The 26,494-nt window shown below is 41.0% G+C and carries 24 protein-coding genes; 11 read left to right on the top strand and 13 right to left on the bottom strand.

What is annotated here, in order from left to right; translation table 11 throughout:
• Nucleotides 1-27 precede the first annotated feature (27 nt).
• The 13 genes from NST31_RS09635 to NST31_RS09575 all read right to left on the bottom strand — a co-directional run bounded on the left by NST31_RS09635 (nucleotide 28) and on the right by NST31_RS09575 (nucleotide 15,065).
• Nucleotides 28-489 (bottom strand): acyl-CoA thioesterase, encoded by a 462-nt coding sequence (locus NST31_RS09635; protein WP_339165268.1) that lies wholly within the window; start codon nucleotides 487-489, stop codon nucleotides 28-30.
• Nucleotides 486-1,679: a beta-ketoacyl-[acyl-carrier-protein] synthase family protein gene (locus tag NST31_RS09630; protein WP_205179981.1), complete on the bottom strand. Its 1,194-nt coding sequence runs from the start codon at nucleotides 1,677-1,679 to the stop codon at nucleotides 486-488. Before NST31_RS09630 ends, NST31_RS09635 begins: the two co-directional genes overlap by 4 nt.
• Before the next feature lie 227 nt (nucleotides 1,680-1,906).
• Complete coding sequence (locus NST31_RS09625; protein WP_077113919.1) at nucleotides 1,907-2,167, bottom strand: phosphopantetheine-binding protein; 261 nt, start codon at nucleotides 2,165-2,167, stop codon at nucleotides 1,907-1,909.
• Nucleotides 2,168-2,209: 42 nt separating this feature from the next.
• Complete coding sequence (locus tag NST31_RS09620; protein ID WP_339165265.1) at nucleotides 2,210-2,956, bottom strand: 3-oxoacyl-ACP reductase family protein; 747 nt, start codon at nucleotides 2,954-2,956, stop codon at nucleotides 2,210-2,212.
• 52 nt (nucleotides 2,957-3,008) lie between these two features.
• Nucleotides 3,009-4,088, bottom strand: a complete 1,080-nt coding sequence (locus NST31_RS09615) for a beta-ketoacyl synthase N-terminal-like domain-containing protein (RefSeq protein ID WP_339165264.1) — start codon at nucleotides 4,086-4,088, stop codon at nucleotides 3,009-3,011.
• Nucleotides 4,089-4,974: 886 nt separating this feature from the next.
• Nucleotides 4,975-6,045, bottom strand: coding sequence for a P1 family peptidase (locus tag NST31_RS09610; RefSeq protein WP_077113916.1), 1,071 nt, complete (start codon nucleotides 6,043-6,045; stop codon nucleotides 4,975-4,977).
• A 52-nt stretch (nucleotides 6,046-6,097) separates the two neighbouring features.
• Nucleotides 6,098-7,825, bottom strand: a complete 1,728-nt coding sequence (locus tag NST31_RS09605; RefSeq protein ID WP_339165262.1) for a sigma 54-interacting transcriptional regulator — start codon at nucleotides 7,823-7,825, stop codon at nucleotides 6,098-6,100.
• A gap of 625 nt (nucleotides 7,826-8,450) precedes the next feature.
• A complete protein-coding gene (locus NST31_RS09600; RefSeq protein ID WP_077113915.1) occupies nucleotides 8,451-9,419 on the bottom strand; it encodes a dipeptide ABC transporter ATP-binding protein in 969 nt (322 codons plus the stop codon).
• Complete coding sequence (locus tag NST31_RS09595; RefSeq protein WP_339165260.1) at nucleotides 9,412-10,413, bottom strand: ABC transporter ATP-binding protein; 1,002 nt, start codon at nucleotides 10,411-10,413, stop codon at nucleotides 9,412-9,414. The genes NST31_RS09600 and NST31_RS09595 overlap by 8 nt, the downstream gene beginning before the upstream one ends.
• Nucleotides 10,414-10,431: 18 nt before the next feature.
• A complete protein-coding gene (gene nikC / locus NST31_RS09590; RefSeq protein WP_077113946.1) occupies nucleotides 10,432-11,298 on the bottom strand; it encodes a nickel transporter permease in 867 nt (288 codons plus the stop codon).
• Nucleotides 11,299-11,354: 56 nt separating this feature from the next.
• On the bottom strand, nucleotides 11,355-12,275 hold the full coding sequence (gene gsiC / locus NST31_RS09585; RefSeq protein ID WP_339165258.1) for a glutathione ABC transporter permease GsiC: 921 nt from the start codon (nucleotides 12,273-12,275) through the stop codon (nucleotides 11,355-11,357).
• Nucleotides 12,276-12,407: 132 nt separating this feature from the next.
• Nucleotides 12,408-14,024: a glutathione ABC transporter substrate-binding protein gene (locus tag NST31_RS09580; protein WP_339165257.1), complete on the bottom strand. Its 1,617-nt coding sequence runs from the start codon at nucleotides 14,022-14,024 to the stop codon at nucleotides 12,408-12,410.
• Between the two features lie 15 nt (nucleotides 14,025-14,039).
• The gene (locus NST31_RS09575) at nucleotides 14,040-15,065 is read right to left on the bottom strand and encodes an asparaginase (RefSeq protein ID WP_339165516.1); all 1,026 of its coding nucleotides are present in this window, start codon (nucleotides 15,063-15,065) and stop codon (nucleotides 14,040-14,042) included.
• A gap of 159 nt (nucleotides 15,066-15,224) precedes the next feature.
• Between NST31_RS09575 and NST31_RS09570 the strand changes: the two genes are divergently transcribed.
• From NST31_RS09570 to NST31_RS09520, 11 genes are all read left to right on the top strand, one after another.
• The gene (locus NST31_RS09570) at nucleotides 15,225-16,043 is read left to right on the top strand and encodes a M55 family metallopeptidase (protein ID WP_339165255.1); all 819 of its coding nucleotides are present in this window, start codon (nucleotides 15,225-15,227) and stop codon (nucleotides 16,041-16,043) included.
• A gap of 241 nt (nucleotides 16,044-16,284) precedes the next feature.
• Nucleotides 16,285-17,217: a phosphate/phosphite/phosphonate ABC transporter substrate-binding protein gene (locus NST31_RS09565; protein ID WP_339165253.1), complete on the top strand. Its 933-nt coding sequence runs from the start codon at nucleotides 16,285-16,287 to the stop codon at nucleotides 17,215-17,217.
• A gap of 305 nt (nucleotides 17,218-17,522) precedes the next feature.
• Nucleotides 17,523-18,311: a phosphonate ABC transporter ATP-binding protein gene (gene phnC, locus NST31_RS09560; protein WP_236017116.1), complete on the top strand. Its 789-nt coding sequence runs from the start codon at nucleotides 17,523-17,525 to the stop codon at nucleotides 18,309-18,311.
• Entirely contained in the window at nucleotides 18,308-19,105 is a 798-nt protein-coding gene (gene phnE / locus NST31_RS09555; RefSeq protein ID WP_339165251.1) for a phosphonate ABC transporter, permease protein PhnE, read from the top strand. The genes phnC and phnE (NST31_RS09555) overlap by 4 nt, the downstream gene beginning before the upstream one ends.
• A complete protein-coding gene (gene phnE / locus NST31_RS09550; RefSeq protein WP_077113907.1) occupies nucleotides 19,102-19,887 on the top strand; it encodes a phosphonate ABC transporter, permease protein PhnE in 786 nt (261 codons plus the stop codon). The genes phnE (NST31_RS09555) and phnE (NST31_RS09550) overlap by 4 nt, the downstream gene beginning before the upstream one ends.
• Nucleotides 19,888-20,193: 306 nt before the next feature.
• Nucleotides 20,194-20,445 (top strand): hypothetical protein, encoded by a 252-nt coding sequence (locus tag NST31_RS09545; RefSeq protein ID WP_139345729.1) that lies wholly within the window; start codon nucleotides 20,194-20,196, stop codon nucleotides 20,443-20,445.
• Nucleotides 20,446-20,952: 507 nt separating this feature from the next.
• A complete protein-coding gene (locus NST31_RS09540; protein WP_339165248.1) occupies nucleotides 20,953-21,687 on the top strand; it encodes a response regulator transcription factor in 735 nt (244 codons plus the stop codon).
• Nucleotides 21,688-23,001, top strand: coding sequence for a GHKL domain-containing protein (locus NST31_RS09535; protein WP_339165246.1), 1,314 nt, complete (start codon nucleotides 21,688-21,690; stop codon nucleotides 22,999-23,001).
• A gap of 575 nt (nucleotides 23,002-23,576) precedes the next feature.
• Nucleotides 23,577-24,260 (top strand): YhfC family glutamic-type intramembrane protease, encoded by a 684-nt coding sequence (locus NST31_RS09530; RefSeq protein WP_077113904.1) that lies wholly within the window; start codon nucleotides 23,577-23,579, stop codon nucleotides 24,258-24,260.
• On the top strand, nucleotides 24,257-24,643 hold the full coding sequence (locus NST31_RS09525) for a DUF3887 domain-containing protein (protein WP_077113903.1): 387 nt from the start codon (nucleotides 24,257-24,259) through the stop codon (nucleotides 24,641-24,643). Before NST31_RS09530 ends, NST31_RS09525 begins: the two co-directional genes overlap by 4 nt.
• A gap of 1,371 nt (nucleotides 24,644-26,014) precedes the next feature.
• The gene (locus NST31_RS09520) at nucleotides 26,015-26,344 is read left to right on the top strand and encodes a hypothetical protein (RefSeq protein ID WP_339165245.1); all 330 of its coding nucleotides are present in this window, start codon (nucleotides 26,015-26,017) and stop codon (nucleotides 26,342-26,344) included.
• Nucleotides 26,345-26,494: the final 150 nt, after the last annotated feature.

Genomic DNA, 26,494 nt, shown 5'->3' with positions numbered 1-26,494 from the left:
TATAAGGAAACTGAATAACGTTAATGGTTAGAGTATATAGGATGGGTTTGTTTGTTTTATTAGTTGCAGCGCCTCATTCCACTTTTCCGGGTAATGTAAAAGGAGTTTGTCAAGACGATCAACAAAGGCGTGTTCTGTCATTCCTTCAAATAACTTTTGCCCGCTATTTTTATCTCGCATGTCATAATAAAACGTTGCGATTGCAACATCGCGTTCTAGCAGCTTTAAAAAAATAACGATTTCTTGATCTAGAGTTGCCGATTGTAGATAGTTGCTTTCTAATTTTGTTACAGGCAGAAAAACACCCATCTTTTCAAAGTCTGTAAAAGAAAGCCCCATCATCGCTTTTGCAAATTGGAATCGCGCTATTTCCATCCAATAAATATAATGACTATGGTGAACAATTTTCATCGCGTCTACTTCATGGAATTGAACTTGGACCGAAGTCGGAAATCCATCTGTTAAATTCAGCTTGTTTTTCTTGCTCATGGTCCATCCACTTTTCCGATGACGATTGATGCTGTATTTCCTCCAAAAGCGAAAGAATTGGATAATGCATATTGAATTTCTCCTTCTTTCGTTTCATTAGGGACAAAATCCAAGTCATGATCCATCGTATTTTCAAAATGAATCGTCGCTGGATAGAAGCGATGTTTGATCGCAAGTGTACAAACGATTGCTTCGATGGCGCCGGCTGTACCTAATGTATGTCCAAGTTGAGACTTCGATGAACTAATTGATACGTTTGTTTGACGTTCCGCCAATAAATCTTTAATGGCTTTCGTTTCCATTTTGTCATTATACGGTGTTCCGGTACCGTGAGCGTTTATGTAAGCAACGTCTTGCGCAGCAACATTTGCTTCCTTTAAAGCCGCACTCATTGAACGCAAGGCGCCACCGCCATTAGGGTCGGGAGAGGTAATGTGATAAGCGTCATTACTAATTCCGTAACCCAAAAATTCTGCATAAATAGGTGCGTCTCGTTCTATGGCGGCTTCCATTTCTTCAAATATTAAAAATGCTGCTGCTTCTCCTAATGTCAGTCCATCACGATATTCGTTAAATGGTTTTGTAACATTAGGGGATAATGAACGCAAAACGGTAAAGCCGCTAAATGAAATCATTGAAAACGGATCTACGCCTCCAACAAGCATCGCTGTCGCTCTGCCTTCACGAATAAAATCAGCGCCAATTCCCAGTGCATTTCCTCCAGCCGCACAAGCAGTTACTACGGTTGAATTTGGTCCTCGAAAATGAAAATAGCGACTTAACGAGCCGGCTATATTAGAAGTAGGGACATGTAGCAGTAAACTGGGATCACTTTTTCCTTTATTTTTTCGTTCTGTATAATATTTCACTCTTGAATTGATGCCGCCCAACGATGTTGCTACGGAAACACCGATCTCTTGCGGTGCATAACAGTCGTTTAAACCCGCATCAACAAGCGCTTCTTCTGCAGCAATAAAGGCTTTTTTTACAACTTCGTCTTCATATGCATCACTTTCCGGTAAAGGAATCGGCAGAATTTCGGCGCCTTTTTTGATTGGATAATCTGTGACATCAAATGACGTTACATCTGATAAACCTGAGCGTGAGGCGAGTAGTCCTTGTAAAAAATCATCTTTCCCATTTCCGATTGAAGAGAGTACACCAATTCCTGTAATCGCAATGCGCTTCATTCTTTCACACTCCATTACAAAAAATGAGGAGAAAAGCCAGCTTTTTTGTCGTATTAAAACAAGATAGACAGTCTTTTCTCCAAACTTTGTCCCGCATGTAAGGTGCCGTAAGACTCCCACTTCAAGACCTGAGTTGACACAAAATGAGAAAACGGCACCTAAATGCCCGATTGGTTCAACTAACATTCAGTAGGAGTTCCTACTGAATGAAGTTTCACTTTATCTAATTAGACTAGCTGACTATTTTTTTCGCGAATAAAATGACAAATTGTTTCAATCGTATTTAACACTTCATATTCATCGTCACCAATTGTGACATCAAATTCTTTTCCAATAGCAATTACGAGTTCTAATGAATCTAAGGAATCGAGTCCTAATCCTTCATTAAATAATGGTTCACTATCGATAATTTCCTCTGGTGTCACTTCTAAATCTAAACGGTCAATAATGCATTCTTTTACGCGGTATTCTAATGTTTTTTCACTCATTTTTTTTTCCCTCCATTTTTGTGCAAAATGTCAAAATCATATTTAGACAGATAGGCCTCCGTCAATCGCAAAGACTTGACCAGTTATATAATTTGCTTTTTCAGACGCTAAAAAGGAAGCAAAATCAGCAATTTCTGTTGGTTGTCCAAATCTTTTTAGTGGAATGGAGTCACGATATTCCTCTAACATACGATCTGGAAAATCTCCTGTCATATCCGTTTCGATAAATCCCGGGGCAATGGAATTGACGAGAATATTAAAAGGGGCCAACTCTTTTGCCAACACCTTCGTCATTCCGTTTATTCCTGATTTACTTGCCGCGTAAGCTGCTTGTCCTGAAATCCCGCTAATACTTGCAACAGAACTAATATTAATAATTCTTCCCTGCTTTTTTTCAATCATTGGACGTAATACAGCTTTTATCCCGTAATATGTACCTGTTAAATTTGTATCAATCGTGGCATTCCACTCTTCAGGTTTTGTCATCATTAAATATTTAGGAATTAAAATTCCCGCGTTATTGACTAAAACATCAACCGTTCCAAGTTGATTGACAGTAGTATCAACCATTTCCTTCATTTTTTCAGGATCAGTGACGCTACCTTGATGAAGAATTGCTTCTCCTCCGTTTTCTTGAATGATTTCTACCGTTTTTTCAGCATCTTCCAAACTGCGATTATAGTTAACAACGACTTTATAGCCCTCTTTTGCAAGTGCAACTGATATCGCTCTTCCAATACCCCTGGAAGCCCCCGTTACAATAGCAACCTTTTCATTTGCGCTCATCATTTAGCTCCTTTAGTTGTTCAACTCTTCTTAGTCTCATCAAATGGTTTAACTTTCAACTATATGAGTCATTCCATTTTTTTATTTGAAGTGCCATATGGTTTCCACCAATTTCATTGTTTAACACCAACGCTTCTTTCGCATTTGTATTTCTATTTAGAAGGTGAACCGCGCTAATTGTATGTAAAATGCTAGAAGCACCAAATGTTTCTCCCAATTTTTCTTTGGGGCAATGCCATTCTATATTTGAATATGTATCGTTTAACGTCTGAAATATTGTTGCTTCTAATTTTTCGACCTTTTCCGAACCGTTCGAGGTTTTAACGACGATCAACTCATCGACATGTTCGTCAAGGGGAATCTGTTTAAGTAAATCAAGCATAATCGTACTATTCGGATCGATATCTTCAAACCAAAGGTGTAAAGATGGCTCACATCCAAGTGCATATTCACCAATTTCACCATAAATAATCGCATTCCTATTTTGTGCGCTTTCTAATGTTTCGAGCACGAGTACCCCAACGCCTTCACCGAAACGAATAGAACTGCCGAGATGGCAATAAGCCTCGACCATATTTTCATTCAATTCATCAGCTCCGGCTACAATAACTCTTTCTGCCTGTCCTTTTTTTAAGAGACTCATTGCATAAGGGATCGCAGATAAGCCTGTGAGGGTTGAGGTAGGTCCTTTTATGTTAAAGGAAATACAGACATGGCCTTGTGCAGAATTTAACACGGTATTGGGGAATAACCTTGGACTTGCATTCGATGGGCCGTCTTGAATTAATTGCTTTGTGTAACGATTTGTCGATTCCCAAGGTCCAAAAGTGGTGCTCATGATAAAACCAGATGTTTCCAAATCTTCTTTCTCTGTCAATTTTGCATCACAGAGACCATTGTGAACAGCGGCGATAGTTAACTTGGCGAAGCGGTCCATATTTCTAGTCTTATAGGGTGACAGTAATTCTTTGTATTGTTCATCATCGACCCGAAACCCAGTCAATGCGAGTTGCAGTTCTTCTGAAATCCAGCTGTCAGGTATGGGATCTTTATGATGGACGATAGCCTCGCGCAGCAACTGTTGACCAATGCCCAAATGTGTGACTGCACCCATGCCCGTAATGACGATACTCATAAATAACCCCCTCCTTTTCATGTAGTTTTGCTTTTTCACAAGCCAGATAGGACTAATGGATGGTGTCCTTCGTTTCATTTACTGCTTTTACAGCACCTAAATTCTACAATTTTTTTCCGATTTCACCCCTTATTTCCTATTTCTTACTCTTTATTAAATTATAACGCACTGCTTTCAGATTTCACCGCAATCCTTATTGCGGCTTTCCGTAAGGGAATTTACGTTAGGAAAAATCTAAATGGAAAATGACCGTTTTTTACTGCCTTTTTAGTAGTTTTGTTTCACGTTATTGGAATAATATGGTTTCCAAAATGCTAGATGGAGAGATTTGCAAGAGGGATATAAAAAGCCTGCACCATCCAGGCCTTACACGATATTGGGACGGAGCAAGGCTTTCTTTTGGCCTTCATTTCACGAGCTGTAGGTGAGGCATACTGTTTAGGGGAGTACTCAGTGCGGCATGCCGGGGAGCGCTTTTGTCATAGTAAATCCCCCGATTTGCTCACTCAATGAGGTATTTTCACTTGCGGTTTTCCGCAAGGTTGAAGATTCGTTACGGTCATCATCACCGCCCTGAAGATCAATGCTAAAAAGATACAGGATTCGGCAAAAGAAGAAATGTATCCGGTGTATGATCAACAATACATGTCCAGACATAAAAGGCTTAGACCTTTGTTGCTCTGCAATTGGAGACATTCATTGCTCATTAAGTGGCTTAAAGGTTGCTGAGCTATTTAGAATCATCAGGCGCAGGCTCATTCCAAATGAGATACAGCACCCCGGACATTATTTATAAATCACATCCAAGCCATGGAGTGCCATATGGACAAAATGTATCGATCTTTTTTCTTATTTTTAATGGCCTTGCTTTTTGAAAAAGACCTTTTTAAGAAGTACCACCCAATAACATATCATAAGGTATCGCCTCCCGGACTCGTCCATGAATTCCTTCTGTAGTGGTCGCTTTACAAAGAGAATTCCAAATGGACTCTTCCACCGTATCTACAGTCATTTCAAACAATCGAGAAATAGTATCGCCGTCTTCTCTCAAAAATGTAAAGGGTATCCTTTTTGGGTGAGGGGGCGACTCATGAGGAATACGATGGGCAGTGGAGAAAGCAATGACAATATCTCCGCTCCCGTGAGCAGCATAAGAGCCCGTTCTGGAAAGTCCAAAAGAAGCGCGCTTTGCTAAGCGGCTTAATTGTCTTTCATTGAGGGGGGCATTTGTTGCCAGAATGATCATAATGGATCCGTCTGGCATTTTTTCTTCCTGTTCGGAGCAACTTGTCCAATCACCCCTTGGGGGACGAAGATCTTTTTTCAATCCAAAATTACTAACCACAAATGCTCCTACAGTAAATTGTTCCGTTCCAAAGGAGGCGACTCTGGAACTTGTTCCCACACCACCTTTGAACCCCAAACAAGACATGCCTGTTCCCGCTCCCACGCATCCTTCTTCAATCACTCCCGATTTAGCGGATAGAATCGCTTGGCGGGCATGGTGGGGCTTGACATGGAGTCCGCGAATGTCATTTAAATACCCATCATTGCATTCTCCCACGATCACATTCACGGTGCCTGTTGTATCGCCAATTTGTGGATTTTGATGAAGGAGATGCCGAAGGGTTCCTTCCGAGACTGCCGGTACTGAAAAAGTATTCGTTAAGAGGATAGGACTTTCTATAAGGCCCAGCTCTTGCAATTGGATCGTCCCTACTGTCTTTCCAAACCCATTAATGACATAAGCGCCGCCTAAAACCTTTTCTCGGAATACATTATCAGGATGAGGCAAAATGGCAGATACTCCTGTTTGGACTGTACAACCATTTTCTTTCTTGTCGGAAAGAGTGACATGGCCAACCATCACTCCTGGTATATCTGTAATGGAATTGTGCGTACCTGTTTTGTATCTTCCTATGGTTATGCCTAAATCTCTCAATCGAACTCTCGTCATTTATCTATACCTCCACCATTTTTAGCCATTTTCAACCGCCAACTGCTATTCGCTAAAAACTTTTTTGCTTAGCCATCTTTTTCAAGAAACGTTCCCCTTTTCTTGAGATAGTAGTTCCGGAACGTCCCTGGCGAACATTTAATAAATGCAATTGATTCAGCACTTCCAATCGTAATCGCAACTGTTGTTCGGAAAGGATGATACCTTGCTCCCGCAGTTTTTTTCTAACGATAGCGCGCCCAAAAGAAGCGCATTGTTTCTTACCTTTGGCGAAGATGTTAAGAATTGCGAGACTTTCTCCCAAAAAACCATGTTCTTCTATCCTTTTAATCAGCTCATTTACATCACTTTCGCTCATTTCTTCTGTTGAGTTATTTAGAAGCCTGCCTTTTATGTAAAATGGCAACGATTCTAACGTCAATTCTTTTTCTTCCAGACAGGCCATGTAGGATAAAGCGTTAAACAGTTCTCTTACATTTCCCGGCCATGAATACTGCTTTAAAAGTTCAATCATATTTTGGGGAATGATTAAGTCTTCCCGATGTAAATGAGAATGAAGATATGTTTCAATGAGCGACTCAAAATCTTCTTCCCGCTCTGACAAAGTTGGCATTTTACACGTTAAAACCGACAACTGATAGAATAAATCTTTACGAAAGCTATCTTGATCCACTAACAATGAAAGATCCATATTACTAGTTGTAATCATTCTTACTCGTACGGGGACAGGGTGATGCCCTCCCATTCTAATCACTTGCCCTTCTTCTATTACTTGAAGAAGTCTCCCTTGCATTGAAATAGAGAGTTCATCTATTTCTTCAATGCACAATGTTCCGCCGTTTGCCAATTCAAACAACCCTGGGGTAGTCTGCCCGTTTGCTTCAATACCGAACAATTCTCTTTCTAATAATTCCTTTGGCCATGCCGAACAATTAATATTTAGATAAGGTCCTTCCTTGTTAAAGGAGTCGTTATGAATAGACTGAGCCAGCACACTTTTTCCTGTACCAGTTTCTCCAAAAATATGTACAGGGTCATTCATCTTGGAAATTCTTTTTGCGATATACAAAACATCTTTCATTGCTTGACTATTTGCAATAATGTCATCAAGAAAATATTTGGCGTTTTTTTCGATTGTATTTCTTGCCCATTTACGAAAATAAGTGGATTCAATATTTGATTGGTTTTCATTTGCCAATGCCACTAAAGATTTCATATAACGATTCGTCAAAAAAAATTGGGAGCAATCTAATCCAAGTTCTTTCACGACTTCAAAGACTGTTTCCAAGGCCAGCACACGGTAGCCGATGTCTATTACTTCAAAAAGCCCTTCTGGAACAAGTTGCATTTCTCCGGGAGTAATGACAAAGTCGATATCTAACGGAATCCCGGTATCTGGATTATAGGCATAATAGTTATGTTCAAAAACGACTTCTTTAAGAGCTTGAACCGTCTCTTCGGTGTTTTGCTTTGTATCATTTACGACAAGAATATTTTTTCCTTTCGTGGCAGAAAGCAATCTTGCCATATTCACGTAGTTAAATCCACGTTCGGCAATGATATATTTTACTTCTTTTGGTAAAAAAGGCCGCACAAGCGGTAATATAAATTTAGATCCCAATAAAATCGTTTCTTCTTTGGAAATCGTTTCTCTTGCGAGGTATTTAATAGAAATGGGGCGAATCTTTATTAAATCTCCAGCGATTTCTGTCATTTGCTTTGCAATCATATCCAAATATTCATCTTGAATTGAAATGATTGTCAGTATCTTTTCCGCCACTTTCTTTTCACTCCTTTGTCAATCACACATCCAGTTTATCCCGCATGTAAGGTGCCGTAAGACTCCCACTTTAAGAATTGAGTTGAAACAAAAGGTCTAAGTGTGAGTTGACGGCACCTAAATGCCCGATTGGTTCAACTAACATTCAAGGAGAAAAGCACTCCTTGAATGAAGTTTCACTTTATCCCGCATGTAAGGTGCCGTAAGACTCCCACTTTAAGAATTGAGTTGAAACAAAAGGTCTAAGTGTGAGTTGACGGCACCTAAATGCCCGATTGGTTCAACTAACATTCAAGGAGAAAAGCACTCCTTGAATGAAGTTTCACTTTATCCCGCATGTAAGGTGCCGTAAGACTCCCACTTTAAGAATTGAGTTGAAACAAAAGGTCTAAGTGTGAGTTGACGGCACCTAAATGCCCGATTGGTTCAACTAACATTCAAGGAGAAAAGCACTCCTTGAATGAAGTTTCACTTTATCCCGCATGTAAGGTGCCGTAAGACTCCCACTTCAACATCTTGATTGAATACAAAAGGTCTAAGTGTGAGTTGACGGCAGCTAAATGGCCCGATTGGTTCAACTAACATTCCGTGTAAAAAGCATTCCACTGAATGAAGTTTCATTTTATCATTTATATAAATGACAGGCAGAAAAGTGACCAGGCTCTATTTCTTTCAATTCAGGAATGACAGTTTTACAAATTTCCATGCATGCATTGCAGCGCGGATGAAATGTGCAACCTGTTGGTGGATTGGATGGGCTTGGAATATCTCCTTGTAAAATAATCCGCTCTCTTTTGATCCGCGGATTCGCAATAGGCACTGCGGATAGTAAGGCTTTCGTATATGGATGTAAAGGGTTCATATATAAAGACTCTTTATCGGCCATCTCAACAATTTTTCCAAGATACATGACACCAACTCGGTCACTAATATGCTCAACGACACTTAGATCATGCGAAATAAAGAGATACGTCAACCCAAATTCTTTTTGTAAGTCTTGCATGAGGTTTAGCACTTGAGATTGAATGGAAACGTCCAGGGCTGAAACGGGTTCATCTGCGACGATCAGCTTGGGATTGACAGCGATTGCGCGCGCAATTCCTATTCTTTGTCTTTGCCCGCCGCTGAATTCGTGGGCATAACGGTTGGCGTGATAGGAATTGAGGCCAACATACTCCAATAATTCATGTACGCGTTTATCTCTTTCTTTTTTAGTCATTATCTTATGAACAATTAATGGCTCGGCAATAAGGTCTCCAATTTTCATTCGCGGATTTAAAGAGGCATAAGGGTCTTGAAAAATCATCTGCAACTCTTTTCTTGTACTCCGCAATTGTTTGTCATTTAAACGGCTGATATCTCTTCCATCAAACCAAATTTCTCCTTCTGTTGGCGCCAATAATCTCATGACCATTCTGCCTGTTGTCGATTTGCCGCAGCCACTTTCCCCAACCAGCCCCAATGTTTCTCCTTTTTTTATAGAAAGTGATACGCCATCGACCGCACGGACATATGAATTTTTTCGGTGAACCAGTCCTTTTTTAAGAGGAAAGTATTTTTTTAAATTTTTTGCTCTCACCAAAAGCTCAGCCAATTATTTTTTCCTCCTTTGCAGTGACATTTTCATAGAGAAAACAGCGGCAGCGATGTCTTGTGGAGATGGGCAGTAATTCTGGATTTTGCTCTTTACAAACATCCATCACTTTCGTGCAGCGTGGAGAAAATTTACAGCCCTTGGGCATATTGGCGGGAGTAGGGACATTACCAGGGATAGATTCCAGCCGGTCTGCTTTTTGGCCTAATGTTGGAATCGAGTTAAGCAATCCTTTTGTATAGGGATGTTTGGGATTTTCAAATATTTCTATTACATCAGCCTCTTCTACAACTTGTCCGGCATACATGACCACAACGCGGTCACACATTTCAGCTACGATACCTAAATCATGCGTAATCAACATAATGGCAGTCCGTTTTTCTTTTTTCAATTTCTTCATTAATTCCAGAATTTGGGCTTGAATCGTTACATCGAGAGCAGTGGTTGGTTCGTCCGCAATTAATAGGGTTGGATTGCAAGACATGGCCATCGCAATCATCGCTCTTTGTCTCATCCCACCCGATAGCTGGTGCGGAAATTCATGAATGATTTCTTCTGCGCGAGGTATTCCTACTTGTTTTAACATGTTAATCACATGTTCTCTCGTCTTTTTTTTGTCGTATTTTAAGTGCAGTTTTACCGCTTCGCCGATTTGTTCGCCAATTTTATAGACTGGATTCAATGAAGTCATCGGTTCTTGAAAAATCATCGCCATTTCGTTGCCGCGAATCTGTCTCATTTCATTTTCAGACAAAGACAAAAGGTTTTTTCCCTTAAACCGTATTGTACCGCCCACGATTTTTCCCGGCGTATGAGAGAGCAGCCTCATGACGGAGAGGGAGGTGACACTTTTGCCACAACCTGATTCACCAACAATTCCCAAAGTTTCACCTTCGTTTATATAGAGGTCGACACCGTTTACCGCGGGAATTTGGCGATCATCTACGAAAAAGAAGGTCTTTAAGTTTGTAATTTCTAATAGCTTCCTGTTCATCTCATCACTTCCCGTCTCTTAATCTTTCATTTTGGGATCCAGGGCATCTCGCAATCCATCACCTAATAAATTGAAGGCAAGTACGGTAATGAAGATCGCGAACCCCGGAAAGAAAGTAACATGGGGGGCAGTGTTCAAAAAGTCTCTCCCGGAACTGAGCATGGCGCCCCATTCTGGTGATGGCGGCTGAGCGCCCAAACCTAAAAAGCTAAGGCTGGCGGCAGTTAAAATGGATGTTCCAATTCGCATTGTAAAATAAACAATAATACTAGATACTGTTCCTGGGAAAATATGTTTCCAAATAATCCGTCTGGCTGGTGCACCAATGGATCTTGCTGATTCTACATAAACCGTCTCTTTAATAGACAGGGTACTGCTCCGAACAATCCTTGCGAAAGTCGGGATGCCAAAAATAGCGACGGCGATAATCACATTCTCAAGACCCGGTCCCAAAATGGCAATAATGCCAATGGCCAGCAAAATACCCGGAAAAGCAAATAAAACATCGCAAAACCGCATGATGATACTATCTATCCAGCCACCATAAAATCCACTAACGAGACCAAGAACGGTTCCAATGACAGCTCCGACGAAGACAGAACTTAATCCGACAAAAAGAGAAATTCTCGTTCCTTCAATAATCCGGCTAAAAATATCTCTGCCAAACGCATCTGTTCCTGCCAAATGTTTGAATGATGGGGAACTCAAAATATTTTCATAGTCGGGTTCTGTTGATGAATAAGGGGCGATAACAGGGCCGATAAGAGCAATAACAAATAGTAAAACAATAAAGCCTCCGGCTATCATAGCCAATCGCTGTTTTTTAAACTTCCGCCAAAACGCCATAAACGGGGTCCGAATCTTTTCATTATTCTGTTGCGCCATCTGTTCTTCCGTTGAAACAGTGACAGCTCCATGTTCCATTTCATTTATCCCTCCCGCTATTCATAACGTATTTGTGGATTCATGATTCCATATAAGATATCAACAAGCAGATTGATTAACATAAACTCCAATGCAAAAAGCAGCATTTCTGCTTGAATAACCGGATAGTCACGGAATGAAACGGAGTCTATCAGTAAACGTCCCAATCCGGGCCAACTAAATACAGTTTCAACTACTATAGAGCCTCCCAATAAAAATCCGAATTGCAAACCAGTCATCGTCACAACAGGAATCATTGCATTTTTCAGGGCGTGCTTCCATACGACAATACTTTCTTTTAAGCCTTTGGCCCGGCCTGTACGAATGTAATCTTCCCTTAAAGTGTCCATTAATGAAGAACGTGTAAAACGGGCAATAACAGCCGCTACTCCGGCCCCTAAAGTGACAGATGGCAAGATATAGCTTTTCCAAGAATCAGCGCCTTCCGTTGGGAACCACCCCAATTTCACTGAAAATAATTGAATGAACATCAAGCCCAGCCAAAAAGAGGGGAGAGAAATCCCCGAAACCGCCCCAAACATACCTGCATAATCTTGCCATTTGTTTCGTTTGGTGGCAGAGACAACACCAATCAATAGACCAAATATAATAGCCCACGCCATACTCCAAATCGTTAACCAGAATGTGGGCATAAATCTATCGGCAATTTCATCAAAAACAGGACGTTTGGTTTTCATGGATGTGCCCAAATCTCCTTGCAATAAGTTGCTCATATAGGTTAGATACTGGGTCACGATCGGTTTGTCCAAGCCTAATTCCTGCCGAACTAGTTCAATATCTTGGTAACTGGCATCCGGACCCGCGATCAATCGTGCCGGATCTCCAGGAATTAAATGAACAAACATAAAAATAAAGATAGTTACGATCATGAGTGTCGGTATGATCCCGAATAACCGTCTCACAATATAGCGAAACATCGTTCTCCTCCTTCCCGAGCGTCATTTGATTAGGGGCTGGGACATAAGCAAATCCGTATTATTTGTGTTAAAAAAATCCCAATCATCTTTTCATCAGCTAATTTAGTTGTGTCCCAGCCTCCAGTCCATGTTTTATCTTTTGATTTCAGCTTCTCTGGCATTCATAGAACCGTCAGGAAGTAGATAAACACCTTCTAAATAGTTCTTCTTGCCAGCCATCGTGTCTTCAACCATTAGAAATGCCCAAGGTGCGTCTTCCCAAATCAGCTCCTGCATTTTTGCATAAGCTGTTTTTCGCTTTTCCGGGTCTGCTGTCTGCAGGGCTTCATTAATTAGTTGATCCACTTTTTCGTTTTCGTAATATGCTACATTGTAAGATTTAGGGGGGATTGCATCTCCCGCCAACAATGGACGAATTCCCCAATCTGCATCCCCAGTGGAAGAGGACCAACCTCCATAGAAGAGCTCAACTTCGGCATCCTTTGCCTCTTGAACGGACCAAATTTTGTCGGATAACGTTCCTGCCTCCATGGGTACAACATTTACTTCGATCCCAATTTCACCTAATTGTTGCTGGATGAACTCCATGGCCTTAATGGCATCAGAGTTGTTTCCTCCCCATACCGTCGTTTTGAATCCGCTTTCATAACCTGCCTCTTGTAACAATTGCTTCGCCTTCTCTGGGTCATAAGGATAGGGTGTTTGTTTAGAATAAAATTGCAGTCCGGCAGGAATGACGGAATCCATCTCACTTCCATATCCTCGGTAAACAACCTTTAAAAATGCCTCTTTGTTAATTGCGTAATTAATCGCTTGGCGAACTTTTATATCATTAAAGGGCTTTTTTGTCGTATTCATTGACATATAGCGGGCTACAATAGAGGGGCTATTTTCAACAATAATGCCGTCAGTGCCATTGAGCGATTCGGCTTGTTCAGTGGGGATGGGGTAAATAAAGTCAGCCTCTCCAGTCTGCAACATGGCTACACGCGCACCACTTTCTGGCACTGGCTTAAATTTTATCCCGTCCACTTTTGGCAAGCCTTCTTCCCAATAGTCTGGGTTTTTTTCAACTGCTAAGTGATCACTTTGATTCCATTCAACAAACTTGAAAGGTCCCGTTCCAACAGGGTTCATAGCAACGTCTTTTCCATACTTTTCAATAGCGGCAGGACTTATGATTCTTCCTGCGGGATGGGCAAAATGATTGAGCATGGCGCCAAAAGGTTCTTTTAGAGTAACGCTGACTGTGTATTCATCTATTACTTCCGTTTTTTCTACAAGTTCAAACATGCTATAGCGCTTTAACTTGTTATCCGGATTGGCAACACGGTCAATATTGACTTTCACCGCTTCGGCGTTAAAGGGAGTACCATCATGAAATGTGACACCTTTTCGTAATGTAAAGGTAAAGACTTTGGCATCATCGCTCGCCTCATAACTTTCTGCTAATACAGGAATCATGTTCATGTCTTTGTCAAAACCGACAAGTCCTTCCAACATGGTCGATTGAATAGATCCGGATAATGTGTCATTTGTGTCATGTGGATCCATACTGATGAGATTATCTTTGACGGCGATGACAATGGAATTTCCTTCTTTCTTGGCAATTGGTTGTTCTTCGGGGTTCTTGTTTGTTTTGCTTTTTTGATCCGCATTTGAACTAGATTGGCCGGAACATCCTGCAAGCACAAGGTTTAACGCAACGAAAATCGTTAAAAAAGCAGTAAAAAATCGTCTTTGAAACATGTTTTTTCCCCCTTGTTATTTTTTATTTACAATAGTGCTTTTGCACTTTTGTAACGTAAAGGATGGAACAAGCTCACCTACATGTTCATTTCTGGCATTTTTTAAAGCGGGACGGTAGTGATGTTGTAAATGGTGGAGTTGATCTTGACTCATCATGCCGAGTTGTCTTAATGTCTCTAATACTGCTGGATAGACTGCACGCCCATTTCCGTCTTCTATTTTGATCGCAATACCCATTCCAGTTTCTTTATCACCTATTAGGTAAACAGCTTCTGCTCCTGCTTTTCCCAATAGGCGTCCTTTGGCGGTTCTCATAAGTTGTGTGCAGAAACGGCCTGTTCCGCCGACCATTTCGGGGTGCTTTATCATAGCCGCTGTAATTCGCTTTACTGCTTCAGCCCTTTTACTTCCTAAAGAATGGGGATGAGCCATTCTGGCGAAGCCATAAGCCAATCGTTCCAAGGGCAAAGCATGGACTGGCACCCCGCATCCATCAACTCCCGTTTTGATTTTTTCCATTGGATAATCAGTGACCTCGGAAATGACTTGTATGATTCTTTGTTGGACAGGGTGGGTAGGCAAATAATAATCTTCTAGCGTTTCATGATGGTGTATAGCCGTTATGAGCATCCCTGCGTGCTTACCGGAACAATTGTTGTACAAAGGAGTAAGATCTTTTCCTGAAGAAATGAGATTTTTATATGTATCGTGCGCATGGGGGATATGTGTGCCGCATTGTAAAGAAGATACCTCAACTCCAACCCGCTTCAACATGGAAAGTACCCGATCAGTATGTTGGGATTCCCCGCTATGGGAAGCACAACACAACGATAGCTCTTGATCAGTCATTTCGTATTGATCTGCGGCCCCTGTTTCTACGATCGGTATCGCTTGTAGAGGCTTAACGGAAGAACGGGCATATGTTACCCGGTGAGGATCACCCACTGAATAGAGCAGTTCTCCTTCCGAGTTCACAACGGCGACATGGCCGAAGTGGGAACTTTCCAAATTTTCACTGCGGTATACATCTACTAGTTTGATAGGTTGCAAAGTACAACCTCCTTTTGTAAATTTTTAAATTTTTTGCAATCATTTGTCACATTATAATACAATTAAAAACCTATTTCAACCTATTTAGGGAAGGGATTGTTGTTATGTGAAGGGAATATACTTAAATAGGTTTTATTAGGGGGGATTAGAATGAAGGTTTTTATATCGGCTGATATGGAGGGAGTGGCAGGGGTTGTCCATCGCGAGCATACTGCGCGCAATGGCCAGGAGCATGAGCGGGCAAGGTTGCTGATGACTGAAGAAGTAAACGCATGCATCGAAGGAGTCTTAACTTGTGGAGCTAAAGAGATAGTAGTCAATGATTCACATGGATCCATGCGGAATGTAATCCCTGAAGTGATCCATCCGGCGGCTGATTATATCACCGGCTCTCCCAAGCCGCTCGCAATGATGGAAGGGATCGGTTTTCACTATGATGCGGCTATTCTTTTAGGTTACCATTCTAAAATGGGGAGCAAGGGAGTATTGAATCATACTTTTCATGGAGGGGTGATTGAAAATATTAAAATCAATCAAAAAGATATGGGAGAAATCGCAATAAGCGCAGGAATCGCTGGACATTTTGGTGTACCAGTTGTTCTTGTTACTGGATGTCAACATACTGCTGATGAAGCTAAAGACTTTATTCCGGGGATTGAGACAGCAATCGTCAAGCGGACTATTAACGAGCTATCAGCAAGGCATTTAAGCCCGAAAAAAGCCCGCAACCTCATAAAAGAACAAACTATTTCGTCCATTTCTAATATTGCCCAAATAAAACCGGTTGTAATGAAAGGTCCTTTTGAAGTGGAGATCACTTATCTTCATACAGGGCTGGCGGATGCCGCCGCGATTTTACCGATTGTAAAGAGAATAAGCCCCAAAACCCACTGTTTCCGGACCGATGATTTTATCACTGCTTTTCGGTACATTCGCAGTTTAATCGCGATAGCAAGGGCTGTTGGCTAATCACAATTAATTCTCAATTTGTTCTCTGGAACAGTTCACTAAAAACTTACATTAATAAAAATACACAATAAATTTACAATCATTTAAAGTGGAATCAACAATCACTAGATATATTAGGAGGGAATGGAAAGATTAACCATTATAGTTTCAACAGCATATAGCATTTTATGCAGCGTATGCAAAAACCGGTAGTGATGGAATGTTCACTATAAAAATTACGCATGATGGGGGTCATTTTTTTATGAAGAAATGGTTGCAAGCGTGTTTCATTTTATTAATCATGTCCCTGGCGGTGTTATCGGCATGCAGTGGTGATGAGGAATCGAAAAAAACAGATGGCGAAGGCGAAGAAATAGAAGAGTTGTCTGTACAGTTCGTTCCATCGCAAAATGCAGATACATTAGAAGCGAAAGCAAAGCCGCTGGAAAAGTTATTGAGTGATCAGCTGGAAATTCCAGTAAAAGTAAGCGTTTCTACCGACTATAACACGATTGTAGAAGCCATGAAATCGAAGCAAGTAGATGTTGGTTTCTTGCCTCCTACAGCATATGTACTCGCTAAAGAACAAGGTGCTGCAGATGTTATCTTGCAAGCACAGCGCTATGGGGTAAATGATGATGGGTCACCAACAGAAGAATTGGTTGATTCCTATAAGTCTATTTTTATCGTCAAAAAAGATTCTGATATTGACTCTGTAGAAGATTTAAAAGGAAAGAAAATTGGCTATCAAAACGTTACGTCCTCTGCGGGGTTTGTGTGGCCGGCAGCCACCTTGATGGAAGCGGGCATTCATCCTTTGGAAGATGTTGAAGCAGTTACATTAAAAGGCCATGACCAAGCGATTATTTCTCTCCTCAATGGGGATGTTGACGCGGCTGTTACATTCCAAGATGCCCGGAATGTAGTCGTTGATGATTATAAGACAGTTTTTGATGATACAAAGGTAATCGAATTTACAGAACCGATTCCGAACGATACGGTTACGGTCCGGCCAGACATTAGTGATGAAATGAAAGAAAAAATCACACAAGCCTTTATTGAAATTGGAAAAGATAAGGAAGGACAAGAGATCATTCGTGATATTTACTCCCATGAAGGATATGTGGAATCACAAGATAGTAATTTTGATATTGTAAGAGAATATGAAGAAAAGGTGAGTAAAGAAGTTAAATAAGGAGACTGTCTCGTAACTACATAGGAGAGAAAACCTATCTACCAAACAGGGAATGCCAAGTCTGTCTCGTAACTACATATAGGAGAAAAAGCACGATAAAGGGAAATGAAGGCCGGCAGGAAACGGTTGGGCCGCCAATTTCCCTTTTATCTCGCATGTAAGGTGCCATATACACCACATCAAGACCTGAGTTGATACAAAAGGTCCAAGTGGGAGAAAACGCACCTAAATGCCCGATTCGTTCAACTAACATTCAGTAGGAGATGGAAGAAAACGCCTACTGAATGAAGTTTCACTTTATGATGATGAAGGTAGGGAATATTTTGATTGAATTTAAACATGTTTCTAAAATATACCCAAATGGAGCGCGTGGTTTAAAAGATATTCATTTACATATTGATAAAGGGGAATTTGTAGTGATCGTTGGTTTGTCTGGTGCGGGAAAATCAACGTTATTACGGTCGATCAATCGACTGCATATGATTACGGAAGGAGAGATCATTGTTAATCAAAAGTCGATTACTCGCGCAAAAGGGAAAGAGCTTTATGAAATTCGCCGGGATATTGGCATGATATTTCAAAACTTCAATCTTGTTCGCCGATCATCTGTTATGCGAAATGTGTTGTCTGGGCGAGTGGGTTATCATTCTACCTTGCGAATGGTGTTAGGCTTGTTTCCGAATCGAGATAAAGAACTGGCGTTAGAAGCGTTGGAACGTGTTGGTTTACGAGAAAAAGCCTATGTACGGGCGGATCAACTTTCAGGAGGTCAGCAACAAAGGGTTTCGATTGCCCGCGCCTTAGCTCAAGAAGCAAACATTATTTTAGCGGATGAACCAGTGGCTTCTTTAGATCCGTTAACAACGAGACAAGTAATGGATGATCTGGCCCGCATTAATCAAGAACTGCATATAACGATGGTCGTTAATTTACATTCGGTCGAATTAGCGAAGGAATATGCGACGCGCATTATCGGATTGCGTGATGGGGAAGTTGTATTTGATGGGGCTGTATCCGAAGCGACTGATGAAGTATTTGAACAAATCTATACGAAAGAAGACAAGAAACATGCGAAGATGAGGGTCGCCGAATGAAAAAAGCATATGTTTTAGAGCAAGACGCATCTCTTCCGCCAACGAAAACGAAGTCGCTCATGACAGGTATACTCGTGATAGCGATTGTGCTGGCAAGCGGATGGCAGATTGGTTTTTCTTTTTCCGAATTAATGGATGGCCTTCCCAATATGTGGGAGTTAGTTGTTCAGTTGGTGCCCCCGGACTGGGCGTATTTTTCCGAGGTGACCGCGCCGATGCTGGAAACAATCAGGATGGCTGTTGTGGGTACAACATTGGGAGGATTAGTGGCTTTCCCATTAGCGATGTTGGCGGCAAGAAATATCTTTTTTTCACGGTGGGTGACTGTTCCGGCCCGTTTGATATTAAATCTGATCCGAACACTTCCCGAATTACTATTGGCAGCACTATTTGTGGCTATTTTCGGTATTGGGCCCATTCCCGGGATTTTTGCGTTAATGTTATTTTCTTTGGGGATCATTACAAAGTTATTTTATGAGTCGATTGAATCGATTGATCCAGGACCAATGGAAGCGATGACAGCGGTCGGCGCCAATAAAATCAAATGGATCGTATTTGGTGTCGTGCCGCAAGTTATGTCTTCGTTTATTTCGTTTTACTTATATGCATTTGAAATCAACATTCGGGCGGCGGCTGTATTAGGATTAGTTGGTGCGGGGGGAATCGGATTATATTATGAAAAAACACTTGGATTTTTTCAATATGGGCAAACATCATCCGTCATTGTATATACACTAATCGTTGTCCTTATAATTGATTACTGCAGTATGGGGATAAGGGAGAAACTAACATGACGCAGCGCAACAATATCGTTTATATTCGCCGTTTTTTCATCGGATTGGTGATACTTGCCATATATGTATGGGCCTTTGCCGGATTACCCGCCATCGAACTAAAGGAAACCTCTATGGAAATCGTCTCGGCCATTATGGCGGGTTTATTTTCGCCTGATTGGGCGTATGTGTACGATCCTGGTGGTGAAGATTTACTTCGCGGATTGTTGGACACCGTTGCCATTGCGGTTCTTGGAACATTTATCGCGGGAATTCTCAGCATTCCTTTTGCGTTTATGGCATCCAACAATATTACAAAAAGCAAAACATTAGTGGGAACAAACAAGTTTATACTAAGTTTCATTCGTGTTTTTCCCGATATCGTTCTTGCTTTACTATTTATTAAAGCGGTGGGGCCCGGGGCTTTCGCTGGTGTACTGGCTTTAGGGATTGGCGCAGTTGGCATGTTGGGGAAGCTGATTTCCGAAAGCATTGAAAATGTGGACTTGAGCGCAAGGGAAGCGTTAATCGCAACGGGGGCAAATCCGGTTAAAACGTTTATGTTTGCGGTTGTTCCGCAAGTGTTGCCAAACTATTTTTCTTTTGTCATGTATCGGTTGGAAGTAAATATGCGGGCCGCTTCAGTATTAGGAGTCATTGGGGCAGGCGGCATTGGCACACCGCTTATTTTCGCTTTAAGTGTTCGCGATTGGGAGCGGGTAGGCATTATTTTACTGGGGATCATCGTGATGGTCACCCTGGTTGATCTTTTATCTGGTAAAATTAGAGGTCGCTTTACCTAATAATATAAAAATAGATTCAGCTCCAGGCCTGCCAGCAGCTTGGGGCTGCAAGGCGTGGGGGAGAATGGTCCGGGTGCGAAGGGCTATCCGAAACGAAGAGTGTTCGACTGAAGTGTCGACCGGATGAATGAATGTTGTCAGTTCCTTGTTCAAACGTTATTCATGCGATCAATAACTTACGGAAAAGTCGACAATACCCCACATTTTGGATATGAGCAAAGTTGTTGTACAAGAGTCGTTTCATTTTCACGTCAAACGACTTAAACAACAGGGCTTGTGTTTATTTTGGCCTTGGACTCATATCAATTGATGGTTTTTAATTCGGCTAAAATGTCCGATTTCGCAATGAAAAGGACTGCCGTTGTTTCACTGCTTCTTGGAAAAGATGGAAGGGCGCTTGGATGTTTATTCGTTCCTTCGATAGCTCCAAAGTTGAACATTCGTTTCGTGAACAAGCAGGAAATTGCCCATATGACAAAAAGGGTATCTTTAGCAGGTCTTATCAGTTTTACGGAGAAGGGGGTTGAAACAGCGATTAGTTTTATGGGGCATTTGTGAGACTGATGGATGGATCAGTGACAAAAAGAAATGTAAATCCGGTCGAATGAACGTAGAAGGAATTATTAGTTTGTGGAGAAAGCAGATATTGTTCTCTACACGCTATTTTTCCTTTTGAGCAGATGGCGTGTCTTTGTAGCAACTTGTTCTAAGATAAGCTTCCTGTTTTTTGTTGCGGCGCCGCCTGTATGAATAGCCATTTTTAGAAAATGGACGTGTGAAAAGGCAGTCTTGTCCAAAGTGATTCCTCCCTTTTAAAAATCATCAATGTTTCTCGGTTCATTACGGCAATAGAATTTAAATTTTTCTTGGGCTGTTTTTTTACAATCAGATTGCTTTTCGGTGCTGTTAAGCCAAGTCCAGGTCTCAGCGAATGTCTGCGCTTAACAGCAAACGTATTCCATCCGGTTTAGTTTTAGACAAGAAAACAATTGGCGCAGTACGCTTCAACGATTGGGCAAATCCGTGCTATGCTATTGAGAGACTGCCTTAAAGCGAGTGATGGCATTGAGTATTTTTATTTTGGAAGATGATGTGATTCAAGCGCAGCATCTAAAGCGACTGGTGGAGGAAATTTGCGAGAAACATCAGTTGCCGCATGATTTTATAGAAGTGACGAGTAAAAGTGCGGATATTATCGAAAAAATACCGCTGACGACTTTTGTGCCGATCTATTTTTTAGATATTGAAATTAAAAGTGAGGAGCGCAAAGGTTTGCAAGTCGCGCAAGAGATTCGCGAATATGATGCCCAAGGCATTATTGTATTTGTCACAACGCATTCCGAATTTGCGCCGATCTCTTATCAATATATGGTGTCTGCTTTAACGTTTATTGATAAAGGATTGCCTTATGATGAGCGCTTCCGCATGTTTGAACAATGTCTTCTTCATTATAAGGCCCGCAATATGGCTGATATGCCGGCTGATGATTTTATTGTTGAAAACGCCCGGGCAACGGTACGTGTGCCGTTTGCCACAGTAGAATATATCATGACAGATGGGCCGCATCGTTTAGCCTTGGTCACGACGGACCGTTTGGTTTATTTTTATGGGGCGTTAAAAGAGATGGAAACACTGGACAACCGTTTGTTTCGCTGCCATCAATCTTATATTGTGAATACAGTGCAGATGTCCTCTTATGACGCAACGCAGAAGATGATCGTTTTAAAAAGCGGCAAACGTATCCCGGTGTCGCGCCGTTTAGTCCGCAAAGTGCGCCAACTGTTAAAGGGTGAGCTGTAAATGTATGTGTATGATATTGCCGCGATCGTGCTGATTGGTATTAGCCATGTGTTATTGTACATTCGGTTAATCCGCTATAACCGCCTGTCCTATACAATGGTGATCACTGTTAGCATTGTCTTTACGATTTTGCTTGGGATTGTTGTGCAGACAACGGGTTATCCGGAATTTAATTTGATTATGTTGCTGCTGTTTCTGTTAAGTTTGGGTTTATTGAAGGACGACTTAACATTTATCCAAAATCTTTACTTTGCATTAATGAGTATCGTCGTTATCACATTGGCGAAAATGGTGTTGATGGAGCTGGGCATGAAGCTGTTTATGTTAACGCCATTTAATTTGTATTTATGGACGTCTAGCATCATCCATCTCCTCAGTTCGATCGTCATTTTCATTGGCATTGTCCTGTGGCGTAAGCAGATTCAAAAGCTTGCACAATTTATGGTGGATAGCCCTCTTTATTATGTAACCTATATGCTTCTTATTGCCGGACTCATCGTGGAGCTGATTTTGACGGTGCCATCCACCAATTTATTGGCCGCCTTACATCAACAATATGGACAAGTAAGCTATATTGCGGCATTCATTTTATTTTTTGTGTTGCTATTAATCATATTGATCAGCTCGCATTTGTCAAAAGAAAGAATGTTGGAAGAACAACAGGAACGTTTAGACAAAGAATTGCTCGATTATGTGGGGAAGCTGGAGCTGTTGCATGAAGAATTGGCCAGTTTTCGCCATGATTATATGAATGTATTATTGGCACTGGATGCGGGCGTGCGCTCGAAAGATATCAAGCAAATTGAGCAGGTTTATCATGATGTGATCGCTCCGACTTCCAAGCTGATGAATAATCGCGAGTTGGATATTGTGAAGTTATCGCGCGTCGCTATTCCAGAAGTGAAAAGCGTGTTGAGCGTAAAATTGATCGCCGCCCAGCAACAACAAGTAAAAGTGATGGTAGATATTCCTCAGACGGTTGAAGAGATTGCGATGCCCAAAGTTGCTTTTATTCGCGCCCTTTCTATTTTAGTGGATAATGCGATTGAAGAAGCGGTTCAAAGCGAGGAAAAAATGTTGCAACTGGCCTTTTTTGAAAAAGAGGATCGCCAATATTTTATTGTCCGTAATAGTTGCCGGGACGAGGCGGTGGATTTGCAGAAAATATATGAGAAACGCTATTCCAGCAAAGAAGGGAACCGGGGATATGGGTTATTTTCGTTAAAGCGTTTGATTGATAAAACAGCAAATGTGACGTTAGAGACGACTTTTCATGCCCCATATTTTGTGCAAACTTTTATAGTGAAAAAGTAGGGGAAAGGGTTTAATTCCTAACCATATCGTGAAAAAGTTCTGCCTCGGTACAGGCAGAAGCTCTTATCTAAAGCAATGGATTTTGGAAAATCAATCGTCGCCTTTCCCTTTTTGATGAAAAATAGGCAACTAATCTCATTCCATAACAATGTGCCATCTTTATGTGTGGAAATCCATAAACAGTGCGAATGTTCCGGTTTTCGCTTTGTAAATTATTCTATCTTCCTTTGTGAGTGATTTTTTAACGGTCATAATGAAACAAACCGCGTGAAATCAAGTTTAAAAACCTTGATTTCACGCAATTTTATTCTCACGATCAATCAGCTTTCAACTTATGTCCAGTCCCATTTGTGTAAAAAAATCCCTATCATCGCTACGTACGTCAACATATTTCGCTTTTCGCATGTCTCTTCAGCTTCCTCGGAAAGCAAAGGTCGCTTTCCTCGGGATCTTCGGCTCGGGCTATTCCCGCAGGAGTCTACCTGACCAATTATGATGAAAAATGAACCGAGTATGATAAAGCTGCATACTTTATCCGGCTGTTATTATACCCTTTTATAAGGGAGTGATTTGTTATGGCTGGCGTTATTTTTGCCGCGGCCATAAGCGTGGGGTTGCCGCTTGTTGCGCTTGTGTACGCGTTTTATCGGAAACGATATATTCCGTTTTTGTTAGGTGTATTGGCATTTGTTGTATCTCAAGTTTTATTTCGTGTTCCGATCCTGAAATACTTGGGGGAAAATAGTATAGCCTTTTCCATGTTTAGTGCCACGCAGCCTGTTCTATTTGCCATAGTCATTGGTTTATCGGCCGGGATTGTGGAAGGACTTGCTCGTTTTATCGCGATGCGTTTTTTTATGGTGCAGCGTGATTGGAAATCCGGGTTTTTATTTGGTGCGGGGCATGGCGGTATTGAAGCAGTCATATTTGTAGGGATCCAAGCATTAACCTTATTGTTTTCACCAACTGCTCTTGCCTACAATGAAGCTTTTTTTCTTGGCGGCATTGAGCGTTTCTTTGCGATATTATTGCATATAGGGCTTTCGATTATGGTGCTGCAGGGAGTTGTGCATAAGAAATTTCTTTATGTCGTACTGGCTATTTTCATCCATGGTCTAGTAGATTCATTAGTTGGAATTTTACCATTATATGTGCCGAAAGAGAGTGTAATGATTGTATTGGAAGTTACGCTGGCGATGATTGCGTTGGCTCTTTTCTCTTATAGTATATGGATTAAAAGAAAGGGAGTTTTAACATGAAGAGAATGTTATTCACTATGTTGAGTGTTGTTGTCATGCTTGCGCTTGTTGCCTGTGGGGGCAACAAAGTTGACGATGCGACTGCGGAGAAATACGTGGCGAAGGCTGAAGAAGTCGTCTCATTAATTAATGAAGCCAAATATAAAGAAGTACGCGCCATGTTTGACGAAACAATGAAGGAAAAGCTACCGGAAGATCAAATGGAGGAGCTGACTCCGATTATCGAGCAATCCGGCACTTTTGAAAAAATTGATAAATCTTCAGTTGAAGAAAAGGACGGCTTATATATCGTTATTTTCGTTGCCAAATATAGTAAGGACAAACGCACTTTCACCATCACTTTTAATGATAAAGAAGAAGTGGCGGGGTTATTTGTTAAATAAGCAGAGAAGGGTAAATGGACGAAATGTCTAAATGAAAGTGCTTTGAAATCTAGTTTCTCACCGGATTTGACATAAAATAGACGAAATGACCAGAGGGGGGCGCCAAAACATCGTTGGATGCCCCTTTTTTTTGTTTAAGAACTTTTACAAAAGGAGTTGTTCCATGGATTTCACACTTTCAGCCAGTTCAAAAAAGTTGAGAAATGGAGTTCCCTCTTAGTAATTCAAGTTGTTTTAATCAAATGTTTGATTAGCTGAAAGAGGCTTATGATGAAGTCTGTATGCACGGATTACTTCTTCAATAATCAAATGTTTGATTAAACTATTTTTCTTCCGTCACAACCGTTGCATAGATGACGAACCATTTTCCATCTAAATCAAACAGTACTTTACTTCCATATTCGGTATCCTGGATATCCATTTTTTCCTTCATGCTGTTCAATGATCTCGCATTCGTGCTATATACTTTTACAATCTTTCCATTCCTCCGGTATTGTTTGATTAATATTTTTAAAGAGTTTTTCCCTAGATAAACTGCACCCTCCAATTCATAGATGTGTCTAACAATGGGGGGGCAGTGGAAGCGGTGTTAAAATACCATACGACTGCGCCAATAATGAGTGCAAGAGCAATTAGTGAACCCCAAATGCCTGTTTTTCATTTGTCTTTCTCTCGTCTGAATGACCATGTATACGAGTGCGGGAGAGGAAAGTTTTTTCAGAGGCGGCATTGAAAAAATTTTACCTAGAAGACATTTTTTTGCTTGCAAAAACTTGGCCAGAAACTTTTTCATTTTGGGCGGAATTTATGTTATCTTAATGAAGATAAAGGGAAATCAATCGTTTCAGCGTTTAACGCAACGTCATGAAGTGAAAAGATTGGTTAAAGGTTATGCGGGAAAATGTAAAAGTGACATACACAAAGACTCATTTATCACGAAAAAAAGATGTACAAAAAAGCAAAGATTGTTTTGATCATCCGGGCTTAACAGTGGGTGACAATGCAAACAATCAATTCGATATGGCGAATAGATAAATATAAAGAGATGGATCCCGCTTGTTATGTTGATGCCATCGTGTACAACTGGGGGCAGTCGGCATTTACAGAAAAAGATTGCTTACAGCGGATGAGCAAAAGGAGATGGACGGTCAGTTGATTTGGTAAAATGGGTGTTGAATAAATATGTGAAACATTGGCTTTATACCTAAAAAACTGGAACGATATATTTTGTGCCGTTCTGAAGGATTATGCGCGTTCGGCTAATGGCTGGGCTTTTGATACTGAATTACTTGGGTCCGTTGGCGACCCATCCAGACAATATAAAAGGATAGAAGTCTGGAAGTTTTGTCATGAAATGAAAGGGGCGGAGAAATGAAACCAAAAATAAAAACTAGTTTTTTCTGTAATAGGTGTGGTCGTTATCATGAGTGTGAACCCGAGGACATTGATTTTATAGGCAATTTGTTTCACGATTTTCATGCGTATTTTGGCTATAGCAGTCCTTTTGATGGTGACTTACTGGAATTCAGCTTGTGTGAACTGTGCCTTTTTGAGATTCTGAGGGATTTTAAGCATGTGCCAAAGCTTGATGGTAAGAATCCAGTTGAAGATTTTGACAGATGCAGGACGGAAAAACATCCATACTATGAGGATACTTTTATAAAAAATTATAAGGAAGTCGAGGACTTATCCAAAAAGTGAAGGGGAATTTGAGACTCCCGCGACGTTACAGTGTGACGAATGGGATTCTCGAATAACTCAGTGTTTGCAGTCCATTTCTGTTGTAAAAACATAAACATTTGGAGGGCTGGTATAGCATTTTATCATCATATGCCATATCTTTTTATTCGC

It is taken from the genome of Siminovitchia sp. FSL W7-1587 (assembly GCF_037963795.1).
Taxonomy (GTDB): Bacteria; Bacillota; Bacilli; order Bacillales; family Bacillaceae_C; genus Siminovitchia; species Siminovitchia thermophila.
The sequence above is the reverse complement of the archived record's forward strand: the minus strand, read 5'-3'. Positions and strand labels throughout refer to the sequence as shown.